The organism is Microbacterium sp. 05N427 (genome assembly GCF_056397105.1).
The window spans coordinates 86,600-113,592 of record NZ_JBFTMT010000002.1 but is presented as its reverse complement, the minus strand read 5'-3'; the positions used below and the strand labels follow the sequence as shown (position 1 = coordinate 113,592).

Below are 26,993 nucleotides of genomic sequence, written 5' to 3'. Positions count from 1 at the left end.
CGCGTCAGGACGCGGTGCGCCCGCCTCTCGCCAGCACGGCGTTCACGACTCCGGCGAGCAGCACCAGGGCCGCCGCGAACACGGGCAGCAGCAGGGAGGCCTGCGCGCCCGCCCCATCGGCGACCTGTCCCGTCGCCACCGCGCCGATCGCCTGCCCGACCACCATCGCGGATCCGAGCATCGTCATGACCGTGGCCGAACGATCGGTGGGTCCGAACGCGGCGCCGAGGCTGAACTGGGTCACCAGCGTCGGGCCGATCCCGCAGCCCATCACCGCGAGCGCGATCAGCATCCCGAGGGGCTCGCGCACCCAGAGCAGCCCGAGGCTGCCGACGAAGAGGATGCCCGCGAACAGCAGCCAGCGGGCGGCCAGGGGAAAGCGCGCCGGCAGGAATGCGACGCCGAGGGCGAGGATCGCGGACCCGACGCCCAGTGCGCCGTACAGCAGTCCGGCCTCTTCCGGGCGCCCGTGCTCGGTCATGAACGCGGTGAGCGAGGTGAGCATGGCGCCGAAGAACACGCCCACGCCGAGCATGCCCATCACGACGACGAGGAGACGCGGCCGGAACAGCTCCGAGACCTGCGAGGTGGCGCGGCCGTCAGCGCCGCGCTGGGTGGAGACGTGCGCAGCGGTGGGGTGCAGAGCGAAGGCGCCCACGAACACCAGGATCAGGACCGCGGCGATCACCAGCGGCATCCACGGAGCGATCGCGGTGGCCAGCACGCCGACGAGGAACGGGCCGAAGACGAATACGGTCTCGTCAGCCGCGGACTCGTACGACATCGTCGACGATGTGGTGCGCGCGCGGCGCTCGGCGGGCACCCGCTCCGCGATGATCGTGACCAGCCGCGATCGCGACATCGGCGAGACCTGCGGAGCGGTGGCTCCGATCGCGAACGCGCTCAGCAGCACGAACGGTTCGGCGGCCGAGGAGTACACGACGAGGGTGAACCCCACGAGGGCCAGGGCGTTGGCGACCGCGACGATGGCGAGGACGATCCGCTGGCCTCGGTGATCGGCTGCGGCGCCCAGCAGCGGGCCGAAACACGCGGTGCCGATACCGACGGCGGCGGACGTGAGCCCGCCGAGAGCCACCGACTCGCGCGCGGCGACGACCACGGTGAGCACGCCGACGACCATCATCGCGAACGGCAGGCGGGCAACGAAGGCGATGACGAAATAAGGAAGCCCGACCCGGCGGAAGAGGCTGGGGGCGGCGGGGATGGACGAGGTGTGCGAAGTGGTCATTGCGGAACAGGTCTCTGGCGTCACCGCACGAGGGGGACGCAGTCAGGTGCCGCCGCTTTCCGCCGGAAGAGCCGGCGGCCGGTAATGCACAACGATGATCGGCCCAGTGTACCGAGCCGGACGATCTTCCGGGCGGCGGATCCCGCAGGTCCGGATCCGCGCTGGTTAGACTCGATCCCATGCGCAACTACCTCTTCGCGAGCGGTCTGTTCGGCGCGATCACCAGCGGGATCGCACTGCTGCGCGGCACGCGCGATGCACCGATCACCTGGCGCGCGGTGCTGGCGTGGCTGAGCTGGGGCATGACGATCGCCCTCGCCGTCGGCGCGATCGTCGACTACCGCAGGGACGAGCGCGGCGAGTCCGTCTCCTACGACTCCCCCGTCGCACCCGTGCAGTACAAGCGTGCGAAGAAGGAGTTGAAGGCCGAACTCAAGGCGCAGCGCAAGGCCGATAAGGCCTGACACGGCGCGCGCCCCGGGCGTCGGGCCCTTCGACAGGTTCAGAGAGCGACAGGCTCAGGGACCGTGGCGGCCGTCAGCCGAGGTCGATCTGGTAGTGGATGAAGCCGCTGCGCTCTGCGACCCGGTCGTAGAGCGCACGCGCGGTGGTGTTGCTCTCGGCCGTGAGCCAGTAGACCTTGTCGCTGCCGGCGGCGCGCGCGGCGTCCGTCACGTGCGCGATCAGGGCGCGTCCGACACCGCCGCCGCGGACGGACGGATCCACGAAGAGGTCCTCGAGGTACGTGTAACCGGTCTTGGACCACGTGGCCGGATGCGCGAACCAGTGCACGATCCCGACCGCACGGCCCTCGTCATCGCGGGCGATCGCGCCCTGGATGTCTCCCGCCGGATCCACGATCCTCGCGAAGGTCGATGCAGTGACGTCATCAGCGAGGACCGACTCGTAGAACGTCAGGTACGCCTGCCAGAGCGGCAGCCACTCGTCGCGGTCGGCCGCGGTCAGAGCCTGGATGGTGGTCATCCGCCGATCCTACGGGGCCCCCGAAACCGCTCCCGTACCAAAAGATGCCGCTCTGAGAACGTCTGAGCGGCATCTTCTGCGACGGGAGCCATGGTCGAAGGGGCAGCCTCCCGCGCGTTCCGGGTCAGCGCGTGAGGATGAGCGCTTCGCCCTGACCACCGCCGCCGCACAGCGCGACCACCGCGGTGCCGGACCCTCGACGCACCAGCTCGTGCGCCATGTGCACCGCGAGCCGGTTGCCGCTCGCGCCGATCGGGTGCCCGATCGCGATGCCGCCTCCGTGCACATTGACGATCTCCGGATCCAGACCGAGCACGGCCTCTGAGCGCGCGACCACGGCTCCGAACGCCTCGTTGATCTCGACCAGATCCAGGTCCGCCGCGGTGATCCCCTGCTTGTCCAGCGCCCGCCGGATCGCGTTCGCCGGCTGCTCCTGCAAGGAGTTGTCGGGGCCGGCCGTCTGACCGCTGGCACCGACCGTCACGAGCACGGGCCAGCCCTTCGCCCCGGCGTTGGCGCGCGTGGTCACGACGACCGCCGAAGCGCCGTCTGAGATCTGCGAGGAGTTGCCGGCGGTGATCGACCCGCCCTCGGCGAACGCCGGTCGCAGGCCTGCGAGCGTCTCGACGGTCGTGTCGGGCCTGATCCCCTCGTCCGCCGTCAGGACCACCGGCTCGCCGCGCCGCTGAGGCACGCTGACCGGTATGATCTCCCCCTCGAACAAGCCCGAGTCGCGGGCCGCAGCCGCACGCTGGTGCGAACGCGCCGCGACCTCGTCCTGCGCTTCGCGAGTGAGCTCGAAGCGCGGGTTGTGCCGCTCGGTCGACGCGCCCATGCTCTCCTGGTCGTAGGCGTCGGTGAGGCCGTCGTAGGCCATGTGGTCAAGCACCTCGACGGATCCGTAGGTCCAGCCGTCACGGGACCCCATCATCAGATGGGGCGCCCGTGTCATCGACTCCATGCCGGCGGCGACCACCGTGAGGGCGTCTCCGGTGCGGATCATCCGTGCGGCGTCGATGATGGCCGTCAGCCCCGACAAGCACACCTTGTTGACGGAGTGCGAGGGCACGTCCCACCCGATGCCCGCCCCGATCGCCGCCTGCCGCGCAGCGTTCTGCCCCGATCCGGCAGCGAGCACCTGCCCGACGATCACAGCATCGATCTCGGCCGGATCGACTCCGCCCTGCTCGAGCGCGCCGCGGATCGCGAACGACCCCAACTGCGGCGCCGTGAAGGAGGCCAGCTGACCCTTCAGACGCCCCTGCGGCGTGCGCGCGGCCGCGACGATGACGATGTCGTCTGCACTCATGATCACTCCAGCCCTTCCGCGACCAGCAGCGTCGGCTGGGTCGCATCCTTCACATCCTGCACGCTCACCCCTGGTGCGAGCTCCACGAGCCGCAGACCGTCGGGCGTGACGTCGATCACGGCCAGATCCGTGATGATCCGATGCACCACCGCGCGACCCGTGAGCGGCAGCGAGCACTCGTCCACGATCTTCGCGGAGCCGTCGCGGGCGACGTGCTCCATGAGCACGATCACGCGCCCCGCTCCGTGCACGAGGTCCATCGCGCCGCCCGGGCCCTTGACCATCTTTCCGGGGATCATCCAGTTGGCGAGATCCCCGGTGGCGCTCACCTGCATCGCGCCGAGGATCGCGGCATCGATCTTGCCCCCGCGGATCATGCCGAAGCTGAGCCCGGAGTCGAAGAACGCTGCGCCGGGCAGCGTGGTCACGGTCTCCTTGCCGGCGTTGATGAGGTCGGGGTCGACCGCGTTCTCGGCAGGATAGGGGCCGACGCCGAGGATGCCGTTCTCGGACTGCAGCACGAGGGTCACGCCCTCTGGCACGTAGTTGGGCACGAGCGTGGGCAGCCCGATGCCGAGGTTCACGTAGGAGCCGTCGGACAGCTCTCGGGCGGCGCGCGCCGCCATCTCGTCGCGTGTCAGCGCCATGTCAAGCCTCCCCGTTCCCGGAGCCGATCGAGGGGCGCACGGTGCGCCGCTCGATGCGCTTCTCGATGTCGGATCCGACCTCGACCACGCGGTGGACGTAGACACCGGGCAAGTGGATCTGATCGGGATCCAGCTCCCCCGGCTCGACGAGGCGCTCGACCTCCGCGATGCAGATGCGGCCCGCCATCGCGGCGAGCGGGTTGAAGTTGCGCGCGGCCTTGTTGAAGATCAGGTTGCCGTGCCGGTCGCCGAGGGCGGCGTGCACGAGTGAGAAGTCGGTCGTGATCGCCTCCTCCAGCACGAACTCGCGCGGCTGCCCGTGCAGCTCGAAGGTGCGCACGTCCTTGGCGGGCGACGCGATCGCGACCGATCCGTCGGCGGCGTACCGCCGCGGTAGCCCGCCCTCCGCGACCTGGGTGCCGACACCGGTCTGCGTATAGAAGGCGGCGATGCCGGATCCGCCGGCGCGGAGTTTCTCGGCGAGCGTGCCCTGCGGCGTGAGCTCGAGTTCCAGCTCACCGGACAGGAACTGGCGCTCGAACTCCTTGTTCTCCCCCACGTATGAGGAGGTCATCTTGCGGATCCGCTGCGCGCCGAGCAGCAGCCCGAGCCCCCAGTCGTCGACGCCGCAGTTGTTGCTGACCACGCTGAGGCCCGAGGTCCCCTGCGCGAGCAGCGCCGCGATCAGCGCGCTCGGATTCCCGGAGAGCCCGAACCCGCCGACGGCGAGCGAGGCTCCGTCCGGGATKTCGGCCACCGCGTCCGCCGCGGAGGCCCTTTTCTTGTCGATCACGCGCCACTCCTTCGTGTGGGATACGGTTCCACTCTGCGCCGGGCGGACACGGGGTACAAGCCCGTGCTTGCGATGTGGGCGTCGCCGTCGGTAGCGTCCACATCATGGAACAGGCAGCCCCTGCGAAGCGCTCCGTGCCCGGAGCCCAGGCGATCGCGCGCGCCGCCGAACTGCTCCGCCTCGTGACGGCGTCCCCGGACGGCGCCGCGCTGCAGCGACTCGCCGCAACCTCAGGGCTCAGCCGCTCGACCGTGCACCGGCTACTGTCGGCCCTGCGTGCGGAGGGCCTCGTCGACCAGGATCCGCAGACCGCTCTCTGGATGCCCGGCCCCGAGCTCTATCTCATGGGAACAGTGGCCGCGGCGCGCTATGACATCACTGAGCTCGCCCACGACATCGTCCGCTCTCTGGCCGTGAAGACCGAGGAGAGCGCGTTCCTCTCGGTGCGGAGGGCGGACGAGACCGTGTGCCTGCTGCGCGAGGAAGGGGCCTTCCCCATCCGCTCCTTCGTGCTCAGCGAGGGCGTGCGCTTCCCGCTCGGCGTCGCGAGCGCCGGGCTTGCGATCCTGTCCTTCCTGCCTRACCACGATGTGGATGCGTATCTGAGCCGTCACCCCGAGCTCGGCGAGCGCTGGGGGCGCACGCACGCCCAGACTCCGCTGCGCCGACGCCTGGCGGAGACCAAGGCGCGGGGGTACGCCGTCAACCCCGGCCTCATCGTCGAGGGCAGCTGGGGCATGGGGGCCGCGGTGTTCGACCGCGACGGCCGTCCGGAATGGGCGCTGAGCCTCACGGGAGTGGAGTTCCGGTTCGGACCGGATCGCCTGCCGGCGCTCGGGCGTACCTTGCTCGCGCACGCCCATCAGCTGTCCGCCCGCATCGCCGGCCGAGCCGCCCGCTGAGCGACGTCCGCCCGCCCGTCCGCGCGCCCGCCGGTCCTCCGCCCGCCGGTCCGCCCGCGCGCCCGCCGGTCCTCCGCCCGCTCCCGTCGCAGAGGTTGCCGCTTCGCGCGACGTTGAGCGGCATCTTTTGCGACGGGAGCGAGTAGTGTCTTGCCGGTTACATACCATCGGGTATATACTTCAGTTATGAATCACGGAGAGATCCTGCAGTCGATCGTCTTCTCGACGCACGCACTCACCCGGATCGCCGCGCAGGAGGCCGGCAACGACGCTCCCGCAGCGCAGTGGCGGGCGCTGAGCCTGCTCGACGGCGACAACGGGCAGCGCGTGGGCGAGCTGGCGCGCGCCAGTCGGACGACCCAGCCGGGCATGACCCGGATGCTCGGCCAGCTCGAGCAGGAAGGCCTCGTGCTGCGCTCCCCCGACCCCGAGGACTCCCGCGCGACGGTCGTCACGATCACGGCCGAGGGGCGCATCGCCCTGCATGCCTGGCGCGACGAGATCCAGCGGATCCTCGCGCCGCGATTCAGCGACCTCGACGACACGGACTGGGAGCACCTCTCCCGCGCCGCCGAGATCCTGCACACGCATTCGCTTCTGGAAAGGACAGCACGTTGAATTCCACCGGTTCCTCGGTATCGATCTGGCGACAGCCCGCACAGGTCTGGGCGGTCGCCTTCGCCTGCGTCGTTGCGTTCATGGGCATCGGGCTGGTCGACCCGATCCTCCCCGCGATCGCCGCCTCGCTCAAGGCGACGCCGGTGCAGACCGAGCTGCTCTTCACCAGCTACCTGCTCGTCACCGGCGTGGCGATGCTCTTCACGAGCTGGATCTCCAGCCGCATCGGAGCCAAGGCCACCCTGCTGATCGGTCTGTCGCTCATCGTGGTGTTCGCCCTGCTGTGCGCGCTCAGCGGCAGCGTCGACATGATCATCGGCTTCCGCGCCGGCTGGGGTCTCGGCAACGCGCTCTTCATCTCGACCGCGCTCGCGACCATCGTGGGATCGGCGAGCGGCGGATCGAGTGCCGCCATCATCCTCTACGAAGCCGCCCTCGGCCTCGGCATCGCGATCGGCCCGCTGCTCGGAGGCCTTCTCGGCGAGGTCGCCTGGCAGGGCCCGTTCTTCGGCGTCGTCGTGCTCATGGCGATCGGCTTCATCGCCGTGCTGACTCTGCTCCGGGGCCCGTTCGAGCAGCGCCAGCCCGTGCCGTTCTCGGCTCCCTTCAAGGCCCTCGGACGGCCCGCACTGGGCGTGCTGGCCGTGGCCGCACTGTTCTACAACATCGGCTTCTTCGTGCTGCTGGCGTTCTCGCCGTTCCCGCTCGGATTCAGCGCGATCGGCATCGGCCTGACGTTCTTCGGCTGGGGCATCGCGCTGGCGGTCACGAGCGTCTGGGTCGCGCCGATCCTGCTGCGCCGGATGCCGATCACGCGGATCATCCTGTTCGTTCTACCGTTGCTGGCGATCGACCTGATCGTGGCCGGAATCCTGGTGGCGATCCCGATGGCGCTGGTGATCTGCATCATCGTCGGCGGACTGCTGCTCGGCGTCATGAACACCGTGCTCACCGAAGCGGTCATGGAGGCGACAGATCTGCCCCGCTCGGTCGCATCGTCGGCCTACTCCGCGGTGCGCTTCATCGGCGGCGCGGTGGCTCCGCCCGTCGCGGCGCTCCTGTCCCACCTCTGGGGCGACACCGTTCCCTACCTGTTCGCGGGGGTCTCGGTGCTGATCGCCGCGCTCGTGGTGCTCTTCGGCCGTGGTGCGCTCGCGCACATCGACCGCGGCTCGCACGACGCCGCGGAGGATGCGGAGGCGATCCTCATCGGCGACGCCGCCTGAGGATCGGCACCCGACCCGAACGGGTGCCGCGAAACGGCCCGTCCCGCACAACGCTGCGCGGGGCGGGCTTCGTCGTCGGCGGCGGGCTCTACGCTGGAGACATGCTGATCGGTCTCATGCGCCCCGTCGAGTCCAAGACCCACACCGTGCAGGCCGAGGAGCTGGACGAGATCCAGGATCTGCTCGCCGCCGAGACTCCGGAAGGATGGCAGGTCGCGGCCGCTCCGGTCGCGATGGCGAAGAAGGACACGGTCCTCACCGCGGAAGGCACGATCGTGCGCCGTGATGGCGTGCAGGAGATCGAGGCGGATGACATGGCCACGCTCGAGGCGAAGGTGCCGGACGGATATCAGTTGCTCTCCGTGCGGGTCGTCTGAGCGCGGCGGAACGCGCTCAGAGCGCCCGCACGCGGTTGTTCCGCGCGTTGTGCTCCAGTTCCACCAGCCCGAGCTGCTCGAGCAKCGGCGGGAGATACATGCCGAAACGCCCCCGATAGCCCTTGCGCAGGCCGTACCACCCGCCGACGGGGTTGTCCTCCGCGCGGCCGAACGCCTCCACGGTTCCGTCGGCTGCCGGCTTCTGCTCGTCCGCGGCTCCCAACGCGACCCAGTCGCCCTGGGCCACCAGCCAGGCGTGCAGATCCTCGATCGCCCTCGACTGGTAGCGCAGCGTGGTCGACCCCACCTGGCAGACGAGCTCGTCGCCGTCCCGGTGCATCGTGTACTCGCTCGAACCCGGCGCCGTGCGCAGCCGCCAAGGGCTCTCGGCCGTCCCATCCCCATCGATCATGGCGCGAGTCTACTGAGCGCGATCGGCGACGGCGAGGTCTTCGGCCGGCTGCCCGCGCCGATGACCGGTCCTGCGATCGAAGAACGGTGCGGCCGGGGGGACAATCCGGCCGCACCCGCCATCCCCCAATGACGACAGGACTAGCGGGAAAGCGTCGTCAAGCCTCTGGGATTCTCGACGGCGCCCTAGCCATGCACAGGTGAGACGCCAGGAAGCGCGATCGATGACGCGCTCGTCACGAGAGATGCCGGCCAGAGCGATTTCGGTGCGGCCGCTGGGAAACACCGGCCGCACCGAAACCGTCCATTGCGACAGGCTTTATGGGAGGACATCGTCGAATCTCTGGAGCTTCGACGGTGCCGCTGCCTGCGCTGATGAGTTCGCGGAGAACTCACCAGACACGAGACTGCCTCGCACGGTCATCGGGTGGTGACGATTGACTCGATCTGCGGGATGGCAGGTACGGTCTGCGGGCGACCAACTCGATCAGACGCGACCGATCTTCCGTCCGCTGGAAAACGCCCCCAAAAGACGCGACTTCCGCGTTTTCATTACGTGAGTCCTGCGGCGACTTCAGCGTTCGATCGACATGCAGAGCCCGCTTTGGCCATCGTCACCCGCAGTCATGGCCAAAGCGACGGGCGAAGTCGTCGGCCACAAGCACGTAATACAGGCTGGTGCACCAAGCCCCGAGGGGTTCGGGGGATATCAGCTGTGCGCCTGGGGAATCGCGGCGTATATCGACACTGGGGAGAACTATCGCATGAACACGCTCAAAAACGAGGAGAACGCGGGCACGGCCAAAACGGTACATCGACGCACGATCGTCAAGGGGGCCGCGTGGTCGTTGCCCGTGATTCTCGCCGCGACCGCGCTGCCGGGCGCTGCCGCGTCGGGCGCAACCTGCCCCAGTCTGAGCAGCTATTACGGGGACTACTCCGGCTACCAAGCCACGGGGCTCGACAGCCGGAAGCGATGGACATCAACCTCCAGCAGCTCCGTCACCGCGGGTTTGGGCAACACATCGGGCCCGACAGGTTACGCCGCTCTGGCCTACTCGAGTAGCGCGCCCGGGGCCACGACGCTCCAGCTCGTCTCCCTGTCCTATTCGTACACGTTCCACTTCGCGGTCAACTGGACATCCGTTCCGGCCGGATGGACGTTGACATCGACGACCTCCAGCGCGGGAACATGGACGTACACGTTCACCTACAACAACGTCGGGGGCACGACTCTGATCACATCGTCGACAGCCCCCGGTACGGTTGTCGTTCCTAAAGCAAGCGTCGCAGGCCAGATCATCGCGAGCAGCGTGCCGTACGGCACAGACACCAATTCAGCGGCGTTCAACGCGTACAGCTCAGTCATCAATTGGTCGTACATCCCGACCTTCTCGGGCACCCCTGGCTGCACATCAGCCGATGGCAACGACGGCACAGTCCGCGTGCGTCAGGCCGGCTTCACTGGGCAGATGGTCTCGAGCTGAGTGAATCGACGTTCACGGGCGGCCGTCTTGTGACCAGGACGGCCGCCCGTGGCCCTCATCGTCCGCTGATGCAGCCGGTTTCGCTCGACATCGGAGTAAAGTACTGGCTGCGCTCTTAAGGAGGGCACTTGGCCATCTATCTTTCGAACGGAACTGATCGGGCCAACAGCCAGTTCTTCACTCCCGCCTGGCTGGACACGCACGCCGCGAGCGCAAGTGCCGCAGCGCTCTTCGAGCGGCATGGAGTCAGCTTCTTCGGCCGCTACGGCCAAGCGTTCCGGATCAGGTCCGCGGCGTTCCCCACGATGTTCATCGCGCACATCACCACGCCACCTGCGCGGCTGCGTTGGGAGCGATCCGGCGCGAACGCTCACCGACACCTCTTCATGTTCGTCAACAAGGGCAGTATCGAGATCTCCGACTCAGCGCAAAGCCTGGTCACGGACGGCGACGGTCTGTGCGTGCTCCTGGCCGGCTCGGGCACGGCCGAGTTCTCCATGCTCACCACCACCGAGCTCCTGCTCTTCGCCTTCGATTCCCATGAAGCCGATCCGATCGACATCGCAGCGGCCCGTGACAGTGATATCTCGTCCAGGAGCACGGTGTTCCGCGCGGCCTACGCGTTCCTGCTGGCTGTGCTCGATAACCAGGGCCAAGACGAACCACCGCTGACCGAGGCGCTGCAGGTCCTCACCMATAACATCGTCCGAGCGCTGGTGAACGACACCGGCCACTACCCCCGTGGCAGCTCCGGCTTCGCCATGGCCCAGAAGCGCCTGATGGCCTACGCGCCGATCGTCACGTTCACTCCTGACGATCTCGCAGAGCGGCTCAAGATCTCCCGCCGCACCCTGAGTCGCTGGTACAACGCGGAAGGGCTTAGCGTCACGCAGGAGTTGCGGCGATTCAGGGTGGCTCGCGCGCAGGAACTTCTCGCCAGCGGTCAGACGATGTCAATGACCCAGATCGCGGAGGCAAGCGGCTTCGGATCGGACGACACCTTGACGCGGGCGTTTCAAAAGGAGCTCGGGGAAACCCCGGCGGGCTACCGCGAGCGAATCGCCGCCGAAGCAGCTGCCGGTCAAGGCGCATCCGACGGCACCGATCCAGACGCGACGCCCTCGGCGCCGTAGGACCTGCGCGCGGACACAAACCTTGGCCGATAACCCACGAACGGGCACCGGACGCAGAAAAGCCCTGATAGATGGCGAGATCTATCAGGGCTTATCCGTGCACCCCCTGGGACTCGAACCCAGAACCCACTGATTAAGAGTCAGTTGCTCTGCCGATTGAGCTAGAGGTGCTCGGCGGGCCGGTTCCCCGGCCGAGGAATCACATTACCAGCGGATCCGATGGAAGCGAAATCGGCGCCGAGTCCTCGTACATCCCTGGCGTGTCGGCCGCCTGGAGTGCGCGTTGGGCTACGTTCGCCCAGGGAACGGGCTCCCCCGCCGCCTATCCTTGAGACGTGACTGAGACCCGCGCCGAAGCAGACTTCCAGAGCGACCTCGACCTCGCTCTCCGCCTTGCCGATGCCGCCGATGCGCAGTCGCTGCCGCGCTTCGACGCCGCCGACCTGAACGTTTCCCTCAAGGCCGACCACTCCCACGTCACCGATGCGGACCTGGCGACCGAGCGCGCTCTCCGCGAGATCCTGCAGGTCGAGCGCCCGGATGACGGGATCCTCGGTGAAGAGTTCGGCACGTCGGGCGATGCGCACCGGCAGTGGGTCATCGACCCGATCGACGGCACCGCGAACTTCCTGCGCGGCGTGCCGATGTGGGGAACCATGATCAGCCTCGCCGTCGACGGCGTCGCCCGAGTCGGCGTCGTGAGCATGCCGGCGCTCGGCCGGCGCTGGTGGGCCGCTCCCGGTCTCGGCGCCTGGGCTTCGACGGACGCCGAGCCGCGTGCGATCCGGGTTTCCGACGTGTCCAGCCTGGATGACGCGAGCGTGAGCTTCCAGAGCATCGCGCAGTGGGACAAGGCCGGTCATCTCGACGCGCTCATCGCCCTGAGCCGCCGGGTGTGGCGCGACCGCGCCTACGGCGACGTGTTCTCGTACATGATGCTGGCCGAGGGTCGCCTCGAGATGGTCGCCGAGTTCGACGTCAAGGAGTACGACATCGCGGCGGCGTTCGCGATCGTCGCCGAGGCGGGCGGCACGGCCACCGCGTTCGACGGCACACCCACGCTGGCGGGGCGCTCGGCGCTCGCCACGAACGGCGTGCTGCATTCCGCGTTCCTGGAGCAGTTGCATGGCCCGGCGTCCGCGCAGCCCGGCCCGGTCGGACAGCAGAGCCAGGCCGCCCCCTGATGCGCCTCCTCGGACGCGTGGTGCTGTCGCTGGGACTCGCCGTCGGCGTGCTCACCGCGGCCACGGCGTGCAGCGGGGGCGCCCCCACCCCCGCCCCCACCCCCAGCTCGAAACCCACCTCCGGCACGAAGACCATCACCCCCGAGCCGACGACGCCGCCCACCTCCGACACCCCGGCGACACCGCCGGCTGTCCTGAGCTGCGAGACCCTGATCCCCTCCGACACCGTCACCGCGCTGCACAAGCAGGGCTGGGCCGCGATGAAGCGCGACTTCGCCTTCGGCCCCGACGCCGTGCCCGGTGGCATCGAGTGCCTGTGGTCGGATCCGGCCATCGCCTCCGACCGCGGCCTGCTCTACGGCTGGGCGCCGATCGCGGGCGCCGAGGCGAAGGCCCGTCAGGAGAAGCTGATGGCGTCGGGCTGGATCCGCGAGGACAGCGACCGCGGCGTGTACATCACGGCGGACCCGCGTGCCTCGCTCAGTCAGGACGAAGACGGTTACGGGATGACCTATCTGTTCGGCCCGGGCTGGGTGACCGTGTCCGACACCAAGCAGGGCCTGGTCCTGATCGACCCCCGGGGTTGATCAGAGTGCCCGTGCGGACGACCTCCTTCACCCTTCCCGCCGCCTCAGACCGCGAGAACGAGGATGCGATGGCGCTGGCCGCCGGGATCGGCGTCGTGGTCGACGGTGCGGGGATCCCGGCAGAGCTGCGCCGCGGCTGCACGCACGCCGTGGCCTGGTACGCGCGCCGCCTCGCCGACGCGTTCTGCGCCCGGCTGATCGATCGCGCCACGCCGATGCGCGCCGCCTTGGCCGGAGCGATCGCGGAGGTCACCGCGCTGCACGCCGGAACGTGCACCTTCGAAGGCGGGTCGCCGAGCGCGACCGTCGCCGCCTGGCGCGTCGACGGTGCGGAGGTCGAGCATCTCGTGCTGTGCGACGCGTCGATCGTCGTGCAGGACGCATCGGGCCGCGCGCACGAGATCACTGATGACCGCATCGAGAGCTCCGTGGCGCGGCGCATCCGTCAGCTGCTGTCCGCGCGCGCGGGAACCACGGATCCGAGCCCGGACGAACGGGCCGCGCTCCGCTGGCGCGCCCTCGAAGAGTGCCGCAACGCCGCTGGCGGCTTCTGGTGCGCGCAGACGGATCCGGCGGTCGCCGCTCACGCCCTCCTCGGACGTCAGGCGGTCGACCGCACTGCGGCCGTGATCGCCGCCTCCGATGGCGGTACGCGCGGGTTCCAGCTGGTGGACGCCCACGATCTCCCCTCCTTCGCACACAGGGCCGCTGCCGGAGAGCTGGCGGGACTCGCCGCCGAGATCCGCCGCGGCGAGGAGGGACTCCGCACCCGCTCCGGCTTCGACGGCAAGATCCACGACGATCTCACCATCGTGGTCGGATCCTTCGACTGACACCGTTTCCCAACGCCACACGCGTCGGCGAGTTGCCTGCCACCCCGTGGCCTTCTACTGTCGAGAGCGTGATGGCAGATGCGCTCCAGTCCGCGTGGTCCGACGTCTCGAGCCAGGATCCGGTGCGCATCGCCCAGGCTCTCGACGCCTTCCGCGGGCTGCTCCCCGAGGCTCTGATGACCGAGGGCGAGGGCGGGGACGCCCACCGCAGCGCACTGCGCGGGCTCGCATACGGCCTGGACGAGCTCGGTCGCGCGGATGAGGCCAGGGAGATGTACCACACGCTCGCCGAGGTCTGCGAGAGCGCCCTCGCAGACCAGGGGCACCTGGACGAGCACCGCGAGCAGCTCCTCGATGACCGACTGCACTCCCGCGCCGCCGAGCAGATGGTCGGCGGCGGGCCGGCCTCCTCCGCCGTCGTCGCTGCACTGGACGCGCTGATCGCGGAAGGCGAGCAGACGCTCGGCGGTGCGCACGGTCGTGTGCTCTGGCTGCTGGATCGGCGGGCTCAGCTGCTCACCCGGATGAACCCCGCTGAGGGGTTGCACGCCTACGACCTGCTCATCGCTCGCGCCGCAGCCGCGGACGAGCGCGGCGAGAACCACCTGACAGCGCTCGCGGCGAAGGCGACGGAGCTGTCCCGGATCGACGAGGACGAGCAGTCCTCCCTGCTCTGGGGGCAGGTGCTGGACGGCCGCCGCGCGCTCCTCGGCTTCGACGCGCCCTCGACGCTGGATGCGTGGTGGTGGCGAGCCAGGACCCGGTACTGGTCGGGCGATGCCGCCGGAGCCGACGCCGACCTCGCTCTGCTGATCCCCGCTCTGCAGCGGCAGCGCGGGGAGGACGACGCACTCACGCTGGACGCCATGAAGTTCCGCACCACCACGCTGCGCGTGCTCGCCCGTGACGGCGCCGCCGCCGATGATCCGCTGCCGCTCGTGCGTCGGATCGCCGTGCTGGAGACCGCGCGCTTCGGGCCGGGCGCGGACCAGGTGCTCGCGTCCCGGATGATGGCGGTCGAGGTGCAGCTCGACCGAGAGGACCGCGAGGGACTGTGGCCGGGACTCATCGCGGAGGCCCGCGGGATCGTCGATGACACGGCGGACCGCGCCCCTCGCGCCTCGCTCGCGCTGCGCTCGCTCGATCTTCTGGCCCGCGTGCTGCGCGACGCTCGCGCGGAGGTTCCCTCCCCCGCGCTCACCGAGTCGGGGCTCGCCGCCGCCGTCGCGCGGTGCGCGCACGTCGATCGTGCGCGCGAGGAGCTGATGTCTGCCGATCCGGCGGCCACCGCGAGCCCGACCCTCGGGACGGATCCGGATCCGGATCCGTCCCTGGCGTCGCCCGAGCGTCTCGCGAACGAGATCGCGCACGCCTGGACGGACCTGTCCCAGTGGCACGCGCCGCATTCCTCCGAAGCCCTGGATGCGCTGCGCTCGGGTGCCGATCGTCTCCGTGACTTCGGCCCCGCCGGACGTCGGAGCGAGATCGACGTGCGGGACGACCTCGGCTCGGCCTTGCGCGATGCCGGCCGTGGATCCGAGGCGCTTGCGGAGTTCGAACGATCGCTCGCGCTCGAGCTGGGCCTCGCGGCGGAGGCGTCGACCGCGGAGGACCGCCGCACCGCGGCGACCAGGCTCGCGCAGTCCCGGTACGCGCTCGGCGCCACGCTGCGCGGCATCGGGCGCAACGCCGAGGGCGAGGCACTGCTCGCGGACGCCATCGAGATCGCGCAGCACGACGGCGCCTCACCACGGATCATCTCCGAGCTCCGCGACACCCGCGCACTCGCCCTGCAGGATCTGGGACGCAGCGACGAGGCCGCCGCCGAAATGCGCGCACTCTACGACGCCTCGGGCGACGTCGGCCACGCGATCGACCTCGCCGCCGTATACCTGCGCAGCGACCGCGCTGCGGAGGCGGAGGCACTGCTGCGGCCCGTGCTCGCACAGCTGGAGGCGGAGGGGTCCGCCGAAACCGCCCAGGCCTCCCGCGTGATCGGAAACCTCGCCCTCGCCGCGTGCCAGCTCGGACGGGACGCCGAAGCCGCGGCCACCTACGACCGGCTCTACGAGTTGCAGTCGCGCATCCTCGGCCCGGAGCATCGGGACGCTCTGATCACCCTGCACAACCGCGCGCAGGAGGAGCGGCACCTCGGCCGCTACGCCGAGGCCGCGCGACGCTTCGAGTCCGTCCTCGTGCGCCGCACGGCCGCGCTCGGCGCGGACGATCCGCACACCCTCAGTACCCTGTCCGCCCTTGCCGGCTCCGTCGCGGACGCCGGAGACCTGCCCCGCGCCAGGGAGCTGACGGAGCGGGTCGTCGCCGAAACACGCGCCGTCCTCGGCGAGACGGATCCGCAGACGCTGCGCCGGATCCGCGATCTGGACAGCATCCTCGCGCGTCTCGGCGATGCGCAGCAGGACCGCGAAGTTCTCGCCGACCAGGTCAGGGCCGGATTCGCCTCGGCCGAGGGCGCGACCGACGAGGGCGCCACCTCGCCCGGGCTCGCCGCGTTGCGCTATGCCGACCACCTCGCCAGGCAGAGCCGCTATGGCGACGCCCTCGTCGAGTACAGCCGCGCCCGCGACGCGCTGAGCGACACCGCCGGCATCGACTGGCTGAGGGCCGAGCGCGGCGCCGCCGAGTGCTCGAAGCGGCTCGGCGCATACCGCGAGGCCGGCGACGCTTACGCGCGCATCGTGCCGCAGATCGAGCGGCTCCTGCCGGGCGATCACTGGGCGCTCGCCGACACGCTGAACGACCACGGTCTCGTGCTCTCGCACCTGGGCCTCGTGGACGCGATGATCCCCGTGCAGCAGCGGGCGATCGCCGTCGCCGACGGAGCCGGTTCCGACCCCGAACGGGCCGTGCAGCTGCGGATCTGGCTCGGCCGCCGTCTGGCCGAGGCTCGGCGCTTCCCGGAGGCGCTCGCCGCCTACGACGATGCCGCCGAGGCCGGGGCCCGCACGATCGGCGCCGAGCACGCGATCACCCTCGACGCGATCGACGACCGGGCCGAGACCCTGATCTCGCTCGGGCGGCATCGTGAGGCTTTGAAGATCTACCGCACCAACATCCCCGCCATGGAGCGGGTGCTCGGCGCCGACTCCGCCGCCGTGCGCCGCGCCCGCAGCAAGCAGAAGGCGTCGGCCCAGCAGGCGTCCAAGACCCGTTCGGCGATCTCCGGCGGCGTCATCATCGCGGCCATCCTGGTGTATGTCATCTGGACGCGGATGAGCTGATCAACGGCTCGCTCGCAGAACGCTATGAATGCGGATCCGGATCTTCCGCCGCGCTCGCGACTGCGGGATGCTCAGCGTGTCCGTAGCCGTCGACGACGGACACGCTGACGCAGGACCCGAACACGAGGAGCACACCATGACCAACTACCTACTGATCTACCGCGCAGACCCTGCCGCGATGGCCGCGATGCCCGAGCCCACGCCCGAACAGGCCGCCGAGATGACGGATGCCTGGAACGGCTGGGCCGCACGCGCCGGCGACGCCATCGTCAACTTCGGCGACCCGACCGCAGCGGTCTCCCCCGGCGCCGATCCCACAGTGGGCGGGTACTCCCTGCTCAAGGCGGACTCCTACGACGAGATCGCCGCGCTGCTCGAAGGCCACCCGCACACCGCCATGGGCGGCACGATCGACGTCTACGAGACCCAGCCTGTCGCGGGCGGCTGAGCGCGGTCGACACCGATCTGAGGAAGCCCTCGGGATCCAGCGAATACCGCACGGATCGCGGGGGCTCATCGCGCGCCGCACGTCTCAGCCGCGGCTGACGCCGGCAGCACCGGCCAGGAGGCGCTCACGTTCGACGGGGTCGGATGCGAGTGCCGCCGCAGCAGCAGCCAGGCCGTAGGCGGCGTCCAAGACCGCGGCATCGGCGCTGGGCGTCGCCCCGGCCGCGGTGAACTCCGCGGTGTGGTGCACGGCGCCGGCGACGTCGTAACCGATCATCGGATGGATGCTCGGCATACGGTGCGACACGTTGCCCATGTCCGTGGAGCCCACGGCGGGGCCATCGAGCTCGACGACGCGGCCGATGGCCGCCATGGCCGCTGCGTATTCCCGACCGAGCGCTGCGTCCTGGCGCAGGTCCGCGAACGGATGTCCGACCGGCTCGATGGACAGCGTGCACCCTGTCGCCAGCGCACCGGCCTCGTAGCAGCGCTGCACGCGCTCCCACACGATGTCGAGCTGATCCTTGCGGGGCGCGCGCAGCTCCACCCGGGCGGTGGCCCGTGCCGGGATGACGTTCGGCGCAGTGCCTCCATCGACCACGATCGACGACATGATCACGTCGTTGGCGAGCTGCTGGCGCGCGAGCGCCGTCGCGGTCTGCGCGATGACGATCGCATCGAGCGCGTTGACGCCTTCGGTGGGGGCCGCGGCGGCGTGCGCGCCGCGGCCATGGAACGTCATGTCCCAGCATCCGAGCGCCAGCGACGAGGCACCGACTCCGTCTTCGCCGGACGCGTGGGCCATCATCGCGACGGCGACGCCGTCGAAGAAGCCCGACTCGAGGAGATCGACCTTCCCGCCCCATGACTCCTCAGCCGGGGTGCCGAGCGCAAGCACCGTGAGGCCCAGCCTGTCGGCGAGAGGCGCCAGGGCCAGTGCTGCACCGACAGCGGACGCGGCGTTGACGTTGTGCCCGCAGCCGTGGCCGATCTCCGGCAGGGCGTCGTACTCGATACACACCGCGACGACGAACTCCCCCACGCCGTAGGCCGCGGCGAACGCGGTCGGAGCGTCGGGCTGGATGCGATCGAAGGAGAACCCGGCACGCCGCAGCACTTCTGTGACCTTGCTGACCGAGCGGAACTCTTCCCCGCCGAGCTCGGGATCGGCGTGGATCGCGTGACTGAGGGCGATCAGCGTGTCCTGGTGCGCGGTGACGGTTGCGCGCACCTCGTCGCGCACGATGGGCTGAGTCGACACGGTCATGCGGATGCCTCCTGTGCGGCGATCGTGCGCGGATAGGCGAATGCGACGGCTCCGGCGAGCACCGCAGCCGTGATGAGCGTGACCCAGATCGTCACGATGCCGCCGACAGCGATATGCCCGTCGGCAGAAACGAACGCCGTCGAGATCAGCTTGATCGCGGCCGCACCGATTGCGATGCCGACCGAGAGCGCGAGTTCGTTGAGGCCCGCGGCGGTTGCGGTCTCCGCAACGGGAACCCCTTCGACGCTGAGTGTGCGGGTCGCCGCCTGGTACATGCCGATCCCGACATAGAAGACGGAGAACCCGGTGATGTACCCGGCGAGGGTGCCGTGCAGGGCGGCCATCAGCGCGAACCCGAGTGCCAGGAACGCGGCGGCGGTGAACAGTGCCGCACGTTCACCGACGAGCCGCATATACGCGGGCAGCGCGAGCGAGGAGAAGAAGGCGAGCACCGACGTGGCGGCGAGAACGATCGCGATCTGGAGCGGGTTCATCTCGAAGCCGTATGACGTCGCCGCCGCGTCCGCGTGCAGGAAGATGCCGTTCGTGCCGAAGTAGCTGATCGAGGCGAATCCGAAGAGGAAGGTCACGATCGTGATGATGCGGACGCGCGGGATCCGCAACATGCGCAGATCGATGAACTGCGTGACGTTCTTGCGCATGTCGAGCCGCCACCACAGCGCGAGAAGCGCCAGACCGCCTATCCCCGTGCCGAGGGTAAGTGGCGAACCCCATCCCCAGTCGCCGCCCATCGACAGCGCGGTGACGAATCCGATGAGGCCGAGCGTGCACAACGCGAGAGGCAGCGCGGCGAGCGGTTCCCGGGTTCCCTCGAGTCCTTTCGGAAGAACGAAGGACGCCACCAGGGCGATGACGGCGAACGGCACCGCGACCCAGAACCCCAGGGTGGGGCGCTGTGCGCCGACGATGCCGGCCAGCAGCCCGCCCACGCCGACGGTGATCATCAGCGTGGCGATCATCGCGCCGACACCGCTGCGGGTCGCGGCCGCATCTGTTGCGCGCAGGATGCCCATCATCAGCGGGATGAAGCCGACCACGCAGGTCAGCAGCACGATACCGATCGTCACAGTCGCAAGCGTCGGCCACAGAGCCATCAACAGCACCCCTGCAGAGACGATGGCGGCAGTGATGCGCAGGATGAGACGGCATCCCATGCTGTCGCCGAGGCGGGAGATGACGGGGGTCATCACCGCGAACGCCACCGACGAGATGAGGAAGAGCCCGTTGATGGTCGGGTCGTCGATCTTCAGCTCGGGCCCGAGCGCGGGCAGGATCGGGTTGATATAGCCCTGGGTGATGCCGGACAGCGACTCGATGAGAGCCATCGCGACGATGACGCCGACCATGGGAGCGCCGAGTCGTGTGCGCGTCGCCGTCGGGGAGGGAACAGTGGACATGCTCGTGGTCCTTCGCTGGAACGATGTTCACGACATCGTGAACGGGCCAAATGTACGGTTCAACCGTGCACGTCGTGCCAAACTGCTGGAATCAGACATGAGCGGAGTGAATATGCCGAAATCCGCTGAACCGATGGAGATCGATCTTGGATTGATCGGCGCGCTCGAGGTCAACCCGCGTGCGGAATGGACCGCGATCGGCGCAGCCCTCGATGTGTCGCCCACGACCGTTGCCCGCCGATGGGCGGCGCTTTCCGCCGCCGGCGAGGCATGGGTCACGCCAGCGCCGGGGCATCTTTTCGGAGAAGAGGCCGGATGTGCGTTCGTGTTCCTCGCCATCGAGCCGCGCGCGCTTGAGAAGGCGATCCGGCGACTCGGAGAAAGTCCGGTGTTCGCGACGATGTCGCGCGTCACCGGCGATTTCGATCTGATGATCGACTGCTTCGGAGCCACTCTCTCATCACTCCTCGACGAGATCGGCAAGCAGCTCGCCGCTGTACCGGGCATCCAACGCAAGCAAGTGCTCGTCGCGACACGCGTCGTGCGACACGGCACTCAATGGCGGTCCGGCACGATCGCTCGGGACCAGGCGCGCACGCTCCGGCCCGAGCCATTCAACCGGTCGGTGGGACAACGCCGCATCGAGGCGCAGATGGTCAATGCCCTCTCGCTTGACGGCCGCGTGTCGTGGGAGCAACTGGGTGCGGCGCTGGACAGATCCGCGCAGACCGCGCGACGACACGCGAACGCCCTGCTCGACCGAGGCATCCTGACGCTGCGCTGCGACCGTGCGCTTCGATTCGGCTCACCACGCACCGAAGCCTCGCTCCTGGTGAGTGTCCCGGCGCCGAGTCTGGACGGTGCGGCGCGATTCTTCGCCGACCAAGCCTCGTGCCGGCTCAGCTCACAGGTGCTCGGCGCCTGCAACCTCGTCGCGACCTTCTGGATCCGCGATCTCAGCGAACTGCAAAGGATCGAAGCGGAGCTGATGGGCCACTACCCGGAGGCGATCGTGCATCAGCGCACGGTGTCGGCACGCACCGACAAACGGCTCGGGCACGTCCTGGATGTCGATGGGCGCACGGTAGGCATCGTGCCGATGGTGTTTCCGACCTGACGCACGCTGACCTGCGGTCGTCCGTTCGCCGATAAGGTCGTGGCCATGGGCATCCTCTTCTACGGCAGCGCCGAGCACGCGATCGAGATCGACGACATCGCGCTGGCTCACCTCAAGGTCGTGATCGCGACCAAGCTCCGCCGCAACGAGAGCTTCACCCTCTCCTGGAAGCACGACGACAACCAGCCCGTCGGTCGTTCCACGATCTGGCTGCACCCCTCGATCGAGCTGCGGTTCGAGTTCGACGAGCCGGACCCGCCCCAGCTCGACCCCGCCCGCATCCAGGCGTATGCGGACTCCGCCAACACCTCGGGCGGCATCCTCGTCCCGGAAGAACACATCCTCGGATCCGGCAACAGCGCAAGCGGGCCGTCCTAGGCTCGGAGCGCGCTCCGCACCCGCTGTGCTCGGCGCTCTCGGAGTCATCCGCCGGCAATGGTGAACCAGATGCCATACACCCCGGCGATGCACATGAGCACCGTGGTGATCCACCCCAGCGTGGCGGCGAGCTTCCCGTTGCGGTATTCGCCCATGATGGTGCGGTCGCGCGAGATCAGCATCATGATGATCAGGAACGGGCCGGCAGCGATGCCGTTGACGATCGCGCTGAGTACGAGCAGGCCGATCGGGTCGGTGGAGACGATAGCGAGGATCGTGCCGCCGATCATGCCGATGCCGAGGAGCACGTAGAAGAACGGCGCCCTGCGCGGGTTCTTGTCCAGGCCCCAGTTCTTGTTCATCAAGGCGGAGAGCCCTGCCGCTCCGGCCGCCGCGAGCACGGGGACGGCGAGCATGCCTGATCCGATGAACCCGAGGGCGAAGAGGACGCTGGCGAAGTTCCCGGCGATGGGTTCGAGGGCCTTGGCCGCTTCCGCGGCGCTGGAGACCGTCTTATGGTGCACGCCCAGTGTGGCGGCGGAAGACGCGATGATCGCGAACATGATCAGGACGCTGAAGGCCATCCCGGTGAAGACGTCCACTCGACCGTTGCGCAGCTTCCGGTGGGCTTCGCGCGCGGGACGCTCGTCGAGAGCAGGCGCGTCGTCTCCGCCCCGCTTCTCCTCGCGCAGCTCCTCAACACGTTGCGCGGACTGCCAGAAGAACATGTACGGAGAGACGGTCGTGCCGAGGACGCCGACGGCCAGACCGAGATAGGCCGGAGAGAGCTGGAATTGGAGGCCGGCAAGACCGCTCGCGACGCTGCCCCAGCTCACATGCGTGGCGAACAGCACTCCGATGTAGACGAGCAGGACCAGGCACAGCCACTTGAAGATCTTCCCGATCAGCTCGAACGAGCCGAGCATGACCGTCACGAGGATGACGGCACCGGAGACGATGCTCCAGATCCACGCCGGCCCCGCGTGCAGGAGCTGCATGCCCTGTCCGATCGCGTTGAGATCCGCGGCGAGGTTCAGGCAGTTCGCGGCGATCAACGCGACGATCAGAACGCCGATCGACACCCCGACGCCCCGGTGGAATCGGCGGCGGATGAGCTTGCCGAGGCTGTCCCCGGTGGCGAGCGCCATGCGGTCGCAGATCTCCTGGACCGCCATCATGAGCGGCAAGGAGAGAGGGACGGTCCACAGCAGGCTGTTCCCGAATGTCGCTCCTGCCTGTGAATAGGTGGCGACGCCAGACGGATCATCGTCTGCGGCGCCAGTGACGAGGCCGGGGCCCAGCACCCGCAGGAAACGCATGACCGGGTTGCGCTTGGACTCCTTGTGTTCGCTGCCATCCTCATGGGGTGCCCCCGAGGCCCCCTTTTCCGCATCAGCGGTCGGATCGACGACGGCCATTCGAGGCTCCTTCCTGAGTGCGACGCAGCCGACACAGTCGGACGCCGTGAGCCTGCTGCTACGGCTGCCTCTGCACGCTAAGTGCTTGCGCGGAAGGAGCGGCAAGGGCTTGCGCGTCTTCCGAAGAATGCACTAGGCGGCGCCGCGAACCAGGGCCGCTGGCCCGACGAGAAGCACAAGAAAGCCCCCGGCGATCCCCATTCGTCAGGGATCGTCGGGGGCTTCTCACAGCGACAGCGGCACGGTGGAGCTGGGGGGAATCGAACCCCCGTCCAACGCTGAGTCTCCACGCCTTCTCCGGGCGCAGTCTGTGCAGACGTTCTACTCGGCTCCGACCTTTGTCACAGACACCTAAGTCGACAAGCCCAGCCTGGGAAGAGTCCCGTGCGACGTCCAGACGCCATCGCACAGCAAGATTCCTAGATGACGTCAGGATCCGTATCGGAATCACATACGGCCTGACGGACTATCGGGCTCGCTTATGCAGCGAGGGCGAAGTCAGTGCGCTTTGCATTGGCACTTATTGTTTTGCAGGGAGCGTTCACGAGATAACCCTGCATCCTCGGCCCGCTTCTCGTGGATTCACAGGCGCTGTCGAAACCGATCAGCCCCGTGGTCCTTCTTGCGAAGGAGCCGCTGTCGCTCTGTGGAATTACCAGCGGGCGCCGAAGCGCCCGAGCATCTCAGACTACAACGCTTGAGACGCCCGCGCCATTCCGCGGGTCGTGCAAGGCGATGCCCCGCCCCCTTGCTCCAGGGCATCGCCGCTGATCAGAGACCGCAGCGTCGCGCGATCAGTGCCCGCCGCTGCCGTTGCACGCCACCCCAGGTGACGGCACGAACTCCTTCAGGCCGGCTTTCACGAACGACCCGTAGGACTGCACCCCGTGATACCTGTCGACGCCGCCAGGGCTCTGATTCCCACGCATCGCGATCGCGTCGTCATCGAACCCCGGAGGGTTGTTCTCCACCGAGTCCAACCTGTCGAGCCCTGAGTAGGCGCATTCGGACGCGGCGTGCGACGGTCCTGATGTCGGATCTCCATTCCCGTTGGTCTCGCCTGCATATGCCGCGCTGGATCCCGCTGCAACGAGCCCCAGCGCGATCGCGCAACCGATCGCCAGTCGTTTCATCTGATGGTCCTCCTTCACGCAGTTCTTCCTCGCCGAGGCGCGGAACTGCGCCGCGGTGCGCGCAGTCTACGCGCGCCCTTCGTCGGCACTGCACCGTGCTACCACCCGCAGTGAGACGGCGGCGGACCTCTTGGAGACGTCTTGAGGATCCGACCGTGCCGTAGAGTCGCGGCATGAGCGAGGTCGTCATCACCGTCCGCGGCGAGCACGAGGTGCGGATCGCGCCCGAACGCGCCATCGTCACGCTGTCCGTCGCGCTGGACGGCCCGGATCGCGAAGCCGTCGTCGCCCGCACGCTGGCCCTCGCCGAACCCGTGCGCGTCGGCATCGCCGCACAGGAAAAGTCAGGTGCCGTCGAGACCTGGTCGAGCCGCCGCCTCGCCGTACGGTCGGAGCGGCCGTGGAGCAACGACGGCACACGGCTCGCCCTCGTCCATCACGCCTCGGTCGACTTCACCGCGACGTTCGTGGACTTCTCCGCACTCTCCGCGTGGGTCGCCGAGGTGTCGACCGGCGACGGCATCGCCGTGAACGACACCGACTGGATCCTGACGCCCGAGACGCGCACCCGCGTCGAGCAGGAGGTGGCCGCTCAGGCCGTGCGCACCGCGGTCGCTCGCGCAGGCGCTTATGCGACCGCCTTGGGACTCACCAGGGTCGAGCCGATCGAGATCGCCGACGCCGGGCTCATCACCGACCGCGGCGCGGCAGACATGGCCCCGAAGGCGATGCGCGCGTTCGCGGCTCCCCCGTCGGGCGCCGGGCTCGAACTGCAGGGCGACGACATCACGATCTCCGCGACCGTCGAGGCGCGGTTCGTCGCCGCCTGAACGACATGAGCCGCACCTCGAGGACCCGCCGCAGGCTTCAGGCCCTTCGGCGCCGCACGAACGCCAGGGCGAGCACGCCACCGAGCAGCAGCACCGCTCCCGCACCGATCACCGGCAGCGGATCGGCGCCGGTCGCAGGCAGCGCTCCGCTGCCGGATCCGCCGGGAGCCATCGTCGGCGCAGAGGTCGGCGTGACGGTCGGAGTCGGGGTCGGAGTCGGGGTCGGAGTGACGGCCACGGGCGTCAGTACGAAGTCCTGTCCTTCGATCAGCTCGCCGAGCTCGGTGATCGTCGCCGTGCGTGTGGCCGGTGTCGCCCCCGTGAAGCCGTCAGGAACCGCGACGTCGATCGTGTAAACGCCAGGGGCGAGCTCGCCGAACCCGTACGAGCCGTCCGCCGCCGTGGTGACCACGAACGGACCACCGGGGCCCGTGACGGTCACGATCGCACCCGGGTGGGCCGCTCCGCCCTCGTCCGTGACCGTGCCGGCGACGGAGCCGAGGCGAGCGAGCGCGAAGTCCACGTTCGCGACGTCATCGGCAGCGACCGTCTCGGAGCGCGACGCGTCACCCGACACGACGTAGCCCTGCGGGGCCTCCACGCGCACGGTGTAGTCGCCCGCCGGAAGTCTCGGGAACGAGTAGGTGCCATCCGACGCGGTCACCGTCTGCGCGGTGCCGCCGGGTCCTTCCGCGGTGATGACCACCCCGCCGATTCCGGTGCCGGCAGCGGTCACCGCACCGGAGAGAGTCGGCTGCACCCGCAGCACGAAGTCCTTGCCGGTGATCGGCGTCTCGTCGTTCTCCGGCACCGTGAAGGGCGTCGGCGAGGACACCACGGTGTAGCCATCGGGCGTGGTGATCGTGACCGTGTGAGCGCCCACCGGCACGTCGTCGAAGAGGTACGACCCATCCGCGCCGGTGACCACGGTGCGTCCGCCGTCGAGCGTGATGGTGGCTCCAGGGATCGGGGTGCCGTGCTGGTCCTTCACCGTCCCCGAGACGGGGACGGGCACGATGTCGCGCACCGCGAAGTCGGCTGTGCCATCGGCGTCCGTGAGGTCGACCTCGCGCGACCGCACGTCGCTGGTCTTGCCGGCTGGCGGGGTGATCTCGACCGTGTACCCGGCGGTGGCGACGACCCCGCCGAACGAGTAGGTGCCATCGGGTGCCGTCGTGGTCGTGCCGATGACCGTCCCATCAGGGCCGGTCAGGCGCACGCCGACGCCTGCCGCCGGCGTTCCCGCCGTCTGATCTTGGACGGTGCCGGAGACGGCGCGTGTGATCGCCGCGAACCACGTCTGGTAGACCGGGAACCCGGCACGTCGGGTGAAGGTGAACGTGAGCGAGGAGATCGGCGCGTTGGGTTCGAACCACGCGGCCGCGCCGCTCGTATCCGTTGCCGCGGCGTTGCCGGTCAGGGTCAGCGTGGAGGCATCCCAATTCGGCACGTCGGCGGCGTCGCCGGTGCAGGACGGCTTGCCGGCGAGCCCGGGGGCGCAGTAGTTGAACCCTCCGCGGAACCCGAGCTGAGCAGCGGTGAGCGCCTGCCCATCAGGACCGAGCGCCGCGATCCGCACCTGGTCGGCGTCGATGTCACCGAGCACGAACGTCCAGTTCGACGTCGGCGTGGGGTGCGCGAAGGAGTACGTCGTCTCACTGGGCGAGGAGGCGTTGTCGGCGCGCGGGCGCAGGTTCAGGTACTGCTGATCCCGGCTGCTGCCGTACTTCGCACCGACTGCGGTGGACGCGGCGAGCCACGTGCTGGCACCGCTGATGACGCCGACGGATCCGCCGCGCGAGTCGCTCGTGTAGGTCGCCGTCAGCTGGGGCGACGCGATCTGCACATTGCCAGAGTATGCGCCGCTCCCGCCCGTCATATCGCTCCAGTCGGCCCAGGGCGTGCCCGTCGCGGCCGACGCGGGAACAGCGAGCGCGAGCCCGCCGAGGGCGAGCAGGGCGACGACGAGCCCCGAAGCTGCACGTTTCATAGCCTCATGCTGG

At 69.1% G+C, this 26,993-nt stretch carries 26 protein-coding genes, 1 tRNA gene and 1 other RNA gene; 15 read left to right on the top strand and 13 right to left on the bottom strand.

Annotated elements, in window-relative coordinates:
• Positions 1-4 precede the first annotated feature (4 nt).
• Positions 5-1,249, bottom strand: coding sequence for an MFS transporter (locus tag AC1DG4_RS03145; protein WP_477380670.1), 1,245 nt, complete (start codon positions 1,247-1,249; stop codon positions 5-7).
• A gap of 179 nt (positions 1,250-1,428) precedes the next feature.
• On the opposite strand from AC1DG4_RS03145, the gene AC1DG4_RS03140 reads away from it, so the two are divergent.
• Positions 1,429-1,713: a hypothetical protein gene (locus AC1DG4_RS03140; RefSeq protein ID WP_477380672.1), complete on the top strand. Its 285-nt coding sequence runs from the start codon at positions 1,429-1,431 to the stop codon at positions 1,711-1,713.
• A 73-nt stretch (positions 1,714-1,786) separates the two neighbouring features.
• Here the strand turns inward: AC1DG4_RS03140 and AC1DG4_RS03135 are convergent, their stop codons facing one another.
• From AC1DG4_RS03135 to AC1DG4_RS03120, 4 genes are all read right to left on the bottom strand, one after another.
• Positions 1,787-2,233 (bottom strand): N-acetyltransferase family protein, encoded by a 447-nt coding sequence (locus tag AC1DG4_RS03135; RefSeq protein WP_477380674.1) that lies wholly within the window; start codon positions 2,231-2,233, stop codon positions 1,787-1,789.
• 124 nt (positions 2,234-2,357) lie between these two features.
• Positions 2,358-3,542: an acetyl-CoA C-acetyltransferase gene (locus AC1DG4_RS03130; RefSeq protein WP_477380676.1), complete on the bottom strand. Its 1,185-nt coding sequence runs from the start codon at positions 3,540-3,542 to the stop codon at positions 2,358-2,360.
• A gap of 2 nt (positions 3,543-3,544) precedes the next feature.
• Entirely contained in the window at positions 3,545-4,189 is a 645-nt protein-coding gene (locus AC1DG4_RS03125) for a 3-oxoacid CoA-transferase subunit B (protein ID WP_477380678.1), read from the bottom strand.
• Between the two features lies 1 nt (position 4,190).
• A complete protein-coding gene (locus tag AC1DG4_RS03120; RefSeq protein ID WP_477421064.1) occupies positions 4,191-4,982 on the bottom strand; it encodes a CoA transferase subunit A in 792 nt (263 codons plus the stop codon).
• 104 nt (positions 4,983-5,086) lie between these two features.
• Here AC1DG4_RS03120 and AC1DG4_RS03115 point away from each other — a divergent pair, with 104 nt between their 5' ends.
• From AC1DG4_RS03115 to AC1DG4_RS03100, 4 genes are all read left to right on the top strand, one after another.
• The gene (locus tag AC1DG4_RS03115; protein ID WP_477421062.1) at positions 5,087-5,884 is read left to right on the top strand and encodes an IclR family transcriptional regulator; all 798 of its coding nucleotides are present in this window, start codon (positions 5,087-5,089) and stop codon (positions 5,882-5,884) included.
• Between the two features lie 186 nt (positions 5,885-6,070).
• Positions 6,071-6,502, top strand: coding sequence for a MarR family winged helix-turn-helix transcriptional regulator (locus AC1DG4_RS03110; protein WP_477380684.1), 432 nt, complete (start codon positions 6,071-6,073; stop codon positions 6,500-6,502).
• A complete protein-coding gene (locus AC1DG4_RS03105) occupies positions 6,499-7,728 on the top strand; it encodes an MFS transporter (RefSeq protein ID WP_477380686.1) in 1,230 nt (409 codons plus the stop codon). Before AC1DG4_RS03110 ends, AC1DG4_RS03105 begins: the two co-directional genes overlap by 4 nt.
• A gap of 101 nt (positions 7,729-7,829) precedes the next feature.
• Entirely contained in the window at positions 7,830-8,105 is a 276-nt protein-coding gene (locus tag AC1DG4_RS03100) for a hypothetical protein (protein WP_477380688.1), read from the top strand.
• A gap of 16 nt (positions 8,106-8,121) precedes the next feature.
• On the opposite strand, the gene AC1DG4_RS03095 is transcribed toward AC1DG4_RS03100, so the two are convergent.
• Positions 8,122-8,517, bottom strand: coding sequence for a DUF6855 family protein (locus tag AC1DG4_RS03095; RefSeq protein WP_477421060.1), 396 nt, complete (start codon positions 8,515-8,517; stop codon positions 8,122-8,124).
• Between the two features lie 763 nt (positions 8,518-9,280).
• Here AC1DG4_RS03095 and AC1DG4_RS03090 point away from each other — a divergent pair.
• Both AC1DG4_RS03090 and AC1DG4_RS03085 read left to right on the top strand, forming a co-directional pair.
• Entirely contained in the window at positions 9,281-10,003 is a 723-nt protein-coding gene (locus AC1DG4_RS03090; RefSeq protein WP_477380692.1) for a hypothetical protein, read from the top strand.
• Between the two features lie 128 nt (positions 10,004-10,131).
• Complete coding sequence (locus tag AC1DG4_RS03085; protein ID WP_477421058.1) at positions 10,132-11,136, top strand: helix-turn-helix domain-containing protein; 1,005 nt, start codon at positions 10,132-10,134, stop codon at positions 11,134-11,136.
• Between the two features lie 98 nt (positions 11,137-11,234).
• Here AC1DG4_RS03085 and AC1DG4_RS03080 read toward each other — a convergent pair.
• A tRNA-Lys gene (locus tag AC1DG4_RS03080) sits at positions 11,235-11,307 on the bottom strand.
• Positions 11,308-11,471: 164 nt separating this feature from the next.
• Between AC1DG4_RS03080 and AC1DG4_RS03075 the strand changes: the two genes are divergently transcribed.
• The 5 genes from AC1DG4_RS03075 to AC1DG4_RS03055 all read left to right on the top strand — a co-directional run bounded on the left by AC1DG4_RS03075 (position 11,472) and on the right by AC1DG4_RS03055 (position 17,430).
• Entirely contained in the window at positions 11,472-12,320 is an 849-nt protein-coding gene (locus AC1DG4_RS03075; protein WP_477380696.1) for an inositol monophosphatase family protein, read from the top strand.
• The gene (locus AC1DG4_RS03070) at positions 12,320-12,907 is read left to right on the top strand and encodes a hypothetical protein (RefSeq protein WP_477380698.1); all 588 of its coding nucleotides are present in this window, start codon (positions 12,320-12,322) and stop codon (positions 12,905-12,907) included. The genes AC1DG4_RS03075 and AC1DG4_RS03070 overlap by 1 nt, the downstream gene beginning before the upstream one ends.
• A gap of 11 nt (positions 12,908-12,918) precedes the next feature.
• Positions 12,919-13,740, top strand: coding sequence for a protein phosphatase 2C domain-containing protein (locus AC1DG4_RS03065; protein WP_477380700.1), 822 nt, complete (start codon positions 12,919-12,921; stop codon positions 13,738-13,740).
• 71 nt (positions 13,741-13,811) lie between these two features.
• Positions 13,812-16,982, top strand: a complete 3,171-nt coding sequence (locus AC1DG4_RS03060; RefSeq protein WP_477380702.1) for a tetratricopeptide repeat protein — start codon at positions 13,812-13,814, stop codon at positions 16,980-16,982.
• A gap of 136 nt (positions 16,983-17,118) precedes the next feature.
• Positions 17,119-17,430 (top strand): YciI family protein, encoded by a 312-nt coding sequence (locus tag AC1DG4_RS03055; protein ID WP_477380704.1) that lies wholly within the window; start codon positions 17,119-17,121, stop codon positions 17,428-17,430.
• 84 nt (positions 17,431-17,514) lie between these two features.
• Here the strand turns inward: AC1DG4_RS03055 and AC1DG4_RS03050 are convergent, their stop codons facing one another.
• Together AC1DG4_RS03050 and AC1DG4_RS03045 are read right to left on the bottom strand one after the other, a co-directional pair.
• Complete coding sequence (locus AC1DG4_RS03050) at positions 17,515-18,696, bottom strand: M20 family metallopeptidase (RefSeq protein ID WP_477380705.1); 1,182 nt, start codon at positions 18,694-18,696, stop codon at positions 17,515-17,517.
• Positions 18,693-20,114 carry an MFS transporter gene (locus AC1DG4_RS03045; protein ID WP_477380706.1) on the bottom strand — a complete coding sequence of 474 codons (1,422 nt, stop codon included), beginning with the start codon at positions 20,112-20,114 and terminating at the stop codon, positions 18,693-18,695. Before AC1DG4_RS03045 ends, AC1DG4_RS03050 begins: the two co-directional genes overlap by 4 nt.
• Here AC1DG4_RS03045 and AC1DG4_RS03040 point away from each other — a divergent pair.
• Positions 20,113-21,231: an AsnC family transcriptional regulator gene (locus AC1DG4_RS03040; protein ID WP_477380974.1), complete on the top strand. Its 1,119-nt coding sequence runs from the start codon at positions 20,113-20,115 to the stop codon at positions 21,229-21,231. The two genes, AC1DG4_RS03045 and AC1DG4_RS03040, sit on opposite strands and share 2 nt — an antisense overlap.
• A 45-nt stretch (positions 21,232-21,276) precedes the next feature.
• Positions 21,277-21,609, top strand: coding sequence for a DUF7882 family protein (locus AC1DG4_RS03035; RefSeq protein WP_477380708.1), 333 nt, complete (start codon positions 21,277-21,279; stop codon positions 21,607-21,609).
• A gap of 44 nt (positions 21,610-21,653) precedes the next feature.
• On the opposite strand, the gene AC1DG4_RS03030 is transcribed toward AC1DG4_RS03035, so the two are convergent.
• The 3 genes from AC1DG4_RS03030 to AC1DG4_RS03020 form a co-directional block, all read right to left on the bottom strand.
• Positions 21,654-23,027: an Nramp family divalent metal transporter gene (locus tag AC1DG4_RS03030; protein WP_477380710.1), complete on the bottom strand. Its 1,374-nt coding sequence runs from the start codon at positions 23,025-23,027 to the stop codon at positions 21,654-21,656.
• 242 nt (positions 23,028-23,269) lie between these two features.
• Positions 23,270-23,639, bottom strand: a transfer-messenger RNA (tmRNA) gene (gene ssrA / locus AC1DG4_RS03025).
• A 182-nt stretch (positions 23,640-23,821) separates the two neighbouring features.
• Entirely contained in the window at positions 23,822-24,160 is a 339-nt protein-coding gene (locus AC1DG4_RS03020; RefSeq protein ID WP_477380712.1) for a hypothetical protein, read from the bottom strand.
• A 173-nt stretch (positions 24,161-24,333) separates the two neighbouring features.
• Between AC1DG4_RS03020 and AC1DG4_RS03015 the strand changes: the two genes are divergently transcribed.
• The gene (locus AC1DG4_RS03015) at positions 24,334-24,990 is read left to right on the top strand and encodes an SIMPL domain-containing protein (RefSeq protein ID WP_477380714.1); all 657 of its coding nucleotides are present in this window, start codon (positions 24,334-24,336) and stop codon (positions 24,988-24,990) included.
• A gap of 37 nt (positions 24,991-25,027) precedes the next feature.
• On the opposite strand, the gene AC1DG4_RS03010 is transcribed toward AC1DG4_RS03015, so the two are convergent.
• The gene (locus AC1DG4_RS03010; protein WP_477380716.1) at positions 25,028-26,980 is read right to left on the bottom strand and encodes an MSCRAMM family protein; all 1,953 of its coding nucleotides are present in this window, start codon (positions 26,978-26,980) and stop codon (positions 25,028-25,030) included.
• Between the last annotated feature and the right edge of the window lie 13 nt (positions 26,981-26,993).

Coding starts and splice junctions, on each gene's coding strand:
- AC1DG4_RS03040 (WP_477380974.1), top strand. CDS start 20,113: ATGCTCGTGGTCCTTCGCTGGAACGATGTTCACGACATCGTGAACGGG.
- AC1DG4_RS03140 (WP_477380672.1), top strand. CDS start 1,429: ATGCGCAACTACCTCTTCGCGAGCGGTCTGTTCGGCGCGATCACCAGC.
- AC1DG4_RS03020 (WP_477380712.1), bottom strand. CDS start 24,160: ATGAAACGACTGGCGATCGGTTGCGCGATCGCGCTGGGGCTCGTTGCA.
- AC1DG4_RS03035 (WP_477380708.1), top strand. CDS start 21,277: ATGGGCATCCTCTTCTACGGCAGCGCCGAGCACGCGATCGAGATCGAC.
- AC1DG4_RS03010 (WP_477380716.1), bottom strand. CDS start 26,980: ATGAAACGTGCAGCTTCGGGGCTCGTCGTCGCCCTGCTCGCCCTCGGC.
- AC1DG4_RS03100 (WP_477380688.1), top strand. CDS start 7,830: ATGCTGATCGGTCTCATGCGCCCCGTCGAGTCCAAGACCCACACCGTG.
- AC1DG4_RS03030 (WP_477380710.1), bottom strand. CDS start 23,027: ATGGCCGTCGTCGATCCGACCGCTGATGCGGAAAAGGGGGCCTCGGGG.
- AC1DG4_RS03015 (WP_477380714.1), top strand. CDS start 24,334: ATGAGCGAGGTCGTCATCACCGTCCGCGGCGAGCACGAGGTGCGGATC.
- AC1DG4_RS03130 (WP_477380676.1), bottom strand. CDS start 3,542: ATGAGTGCAGACGACATCGTCATCGTCGCGGCCGCGCGCACGCCGCAG.
- AC1DG4_RS03145 (WP_477380670.1), bottom strand. CDS start 1,249: ATGACCACTTCGCACACCTCGTCCATCCCCGCCGCCCCCAGCCTCTTC.
- AC1DG4_RS03110 (WP_477380684.1), top strand. CDS start 6,071: ATGAATCACGGAGAGATCCTGCAGTCGATCGTCTTCTCGACGCACGCA.
- AC1DG4_RS03060 (WP_477380702.1), top strand. CDS start 13,812: ATGGCAGATGCGCTCCAGTCCGCGTGGTCCGACGTCTCGAGCCAGGAT.
- AC1DG4_RS03050 (WP_477380705.1), bottom strand. CDS start 18,696: ATGACCGTGTCGACTCAGCCCATCGTGCGCGACGAGGTGCGCGCAACC.
- AC1DG4_RS03045 (WP_477380706.1), bottom strand. CDS start 20,114: ATGTCCACTGTTCCCTCCCCGACGGCGACGCGCACACGACTCGGCGCT.
- AC1DG4_RS03135 (WP_477380674.1), bottom strand. CDS start 2,233: ATGACCACCATCCAGGCTCTGACCGCGGCCGACCGCGACGAGTGGCTG.
- AC1DG4_RS03090 (WP_477380692.1), top strand. CDS start 9,281: ATGAACACGCTCAAAAACGAGGAGAACGCGGGCACGGCCAAAACGGTA.
- AC1DG4_RS03055 (WP_477380704.1), top strand. CDS start 17,119: ATGACCAACTACCTACTGATCTACCGCGCAGACCCTGCCGCGATGGCC.
- AC1DG4_RS03125 (WP_477380678.1), bottom strand. CDS start 4,189: ATGGCGCTGACACGCGACGAGATGGCGGCGCGCGCCGCCCGAGAGCTG.
- AC1DG4_RS03070 (WP_477380698.1), top strand. CDS start 12,320: ATGCGCCTCCTCGGACGCGTGGTGCTGTCGCTGGGACTCGCCGTCGGC.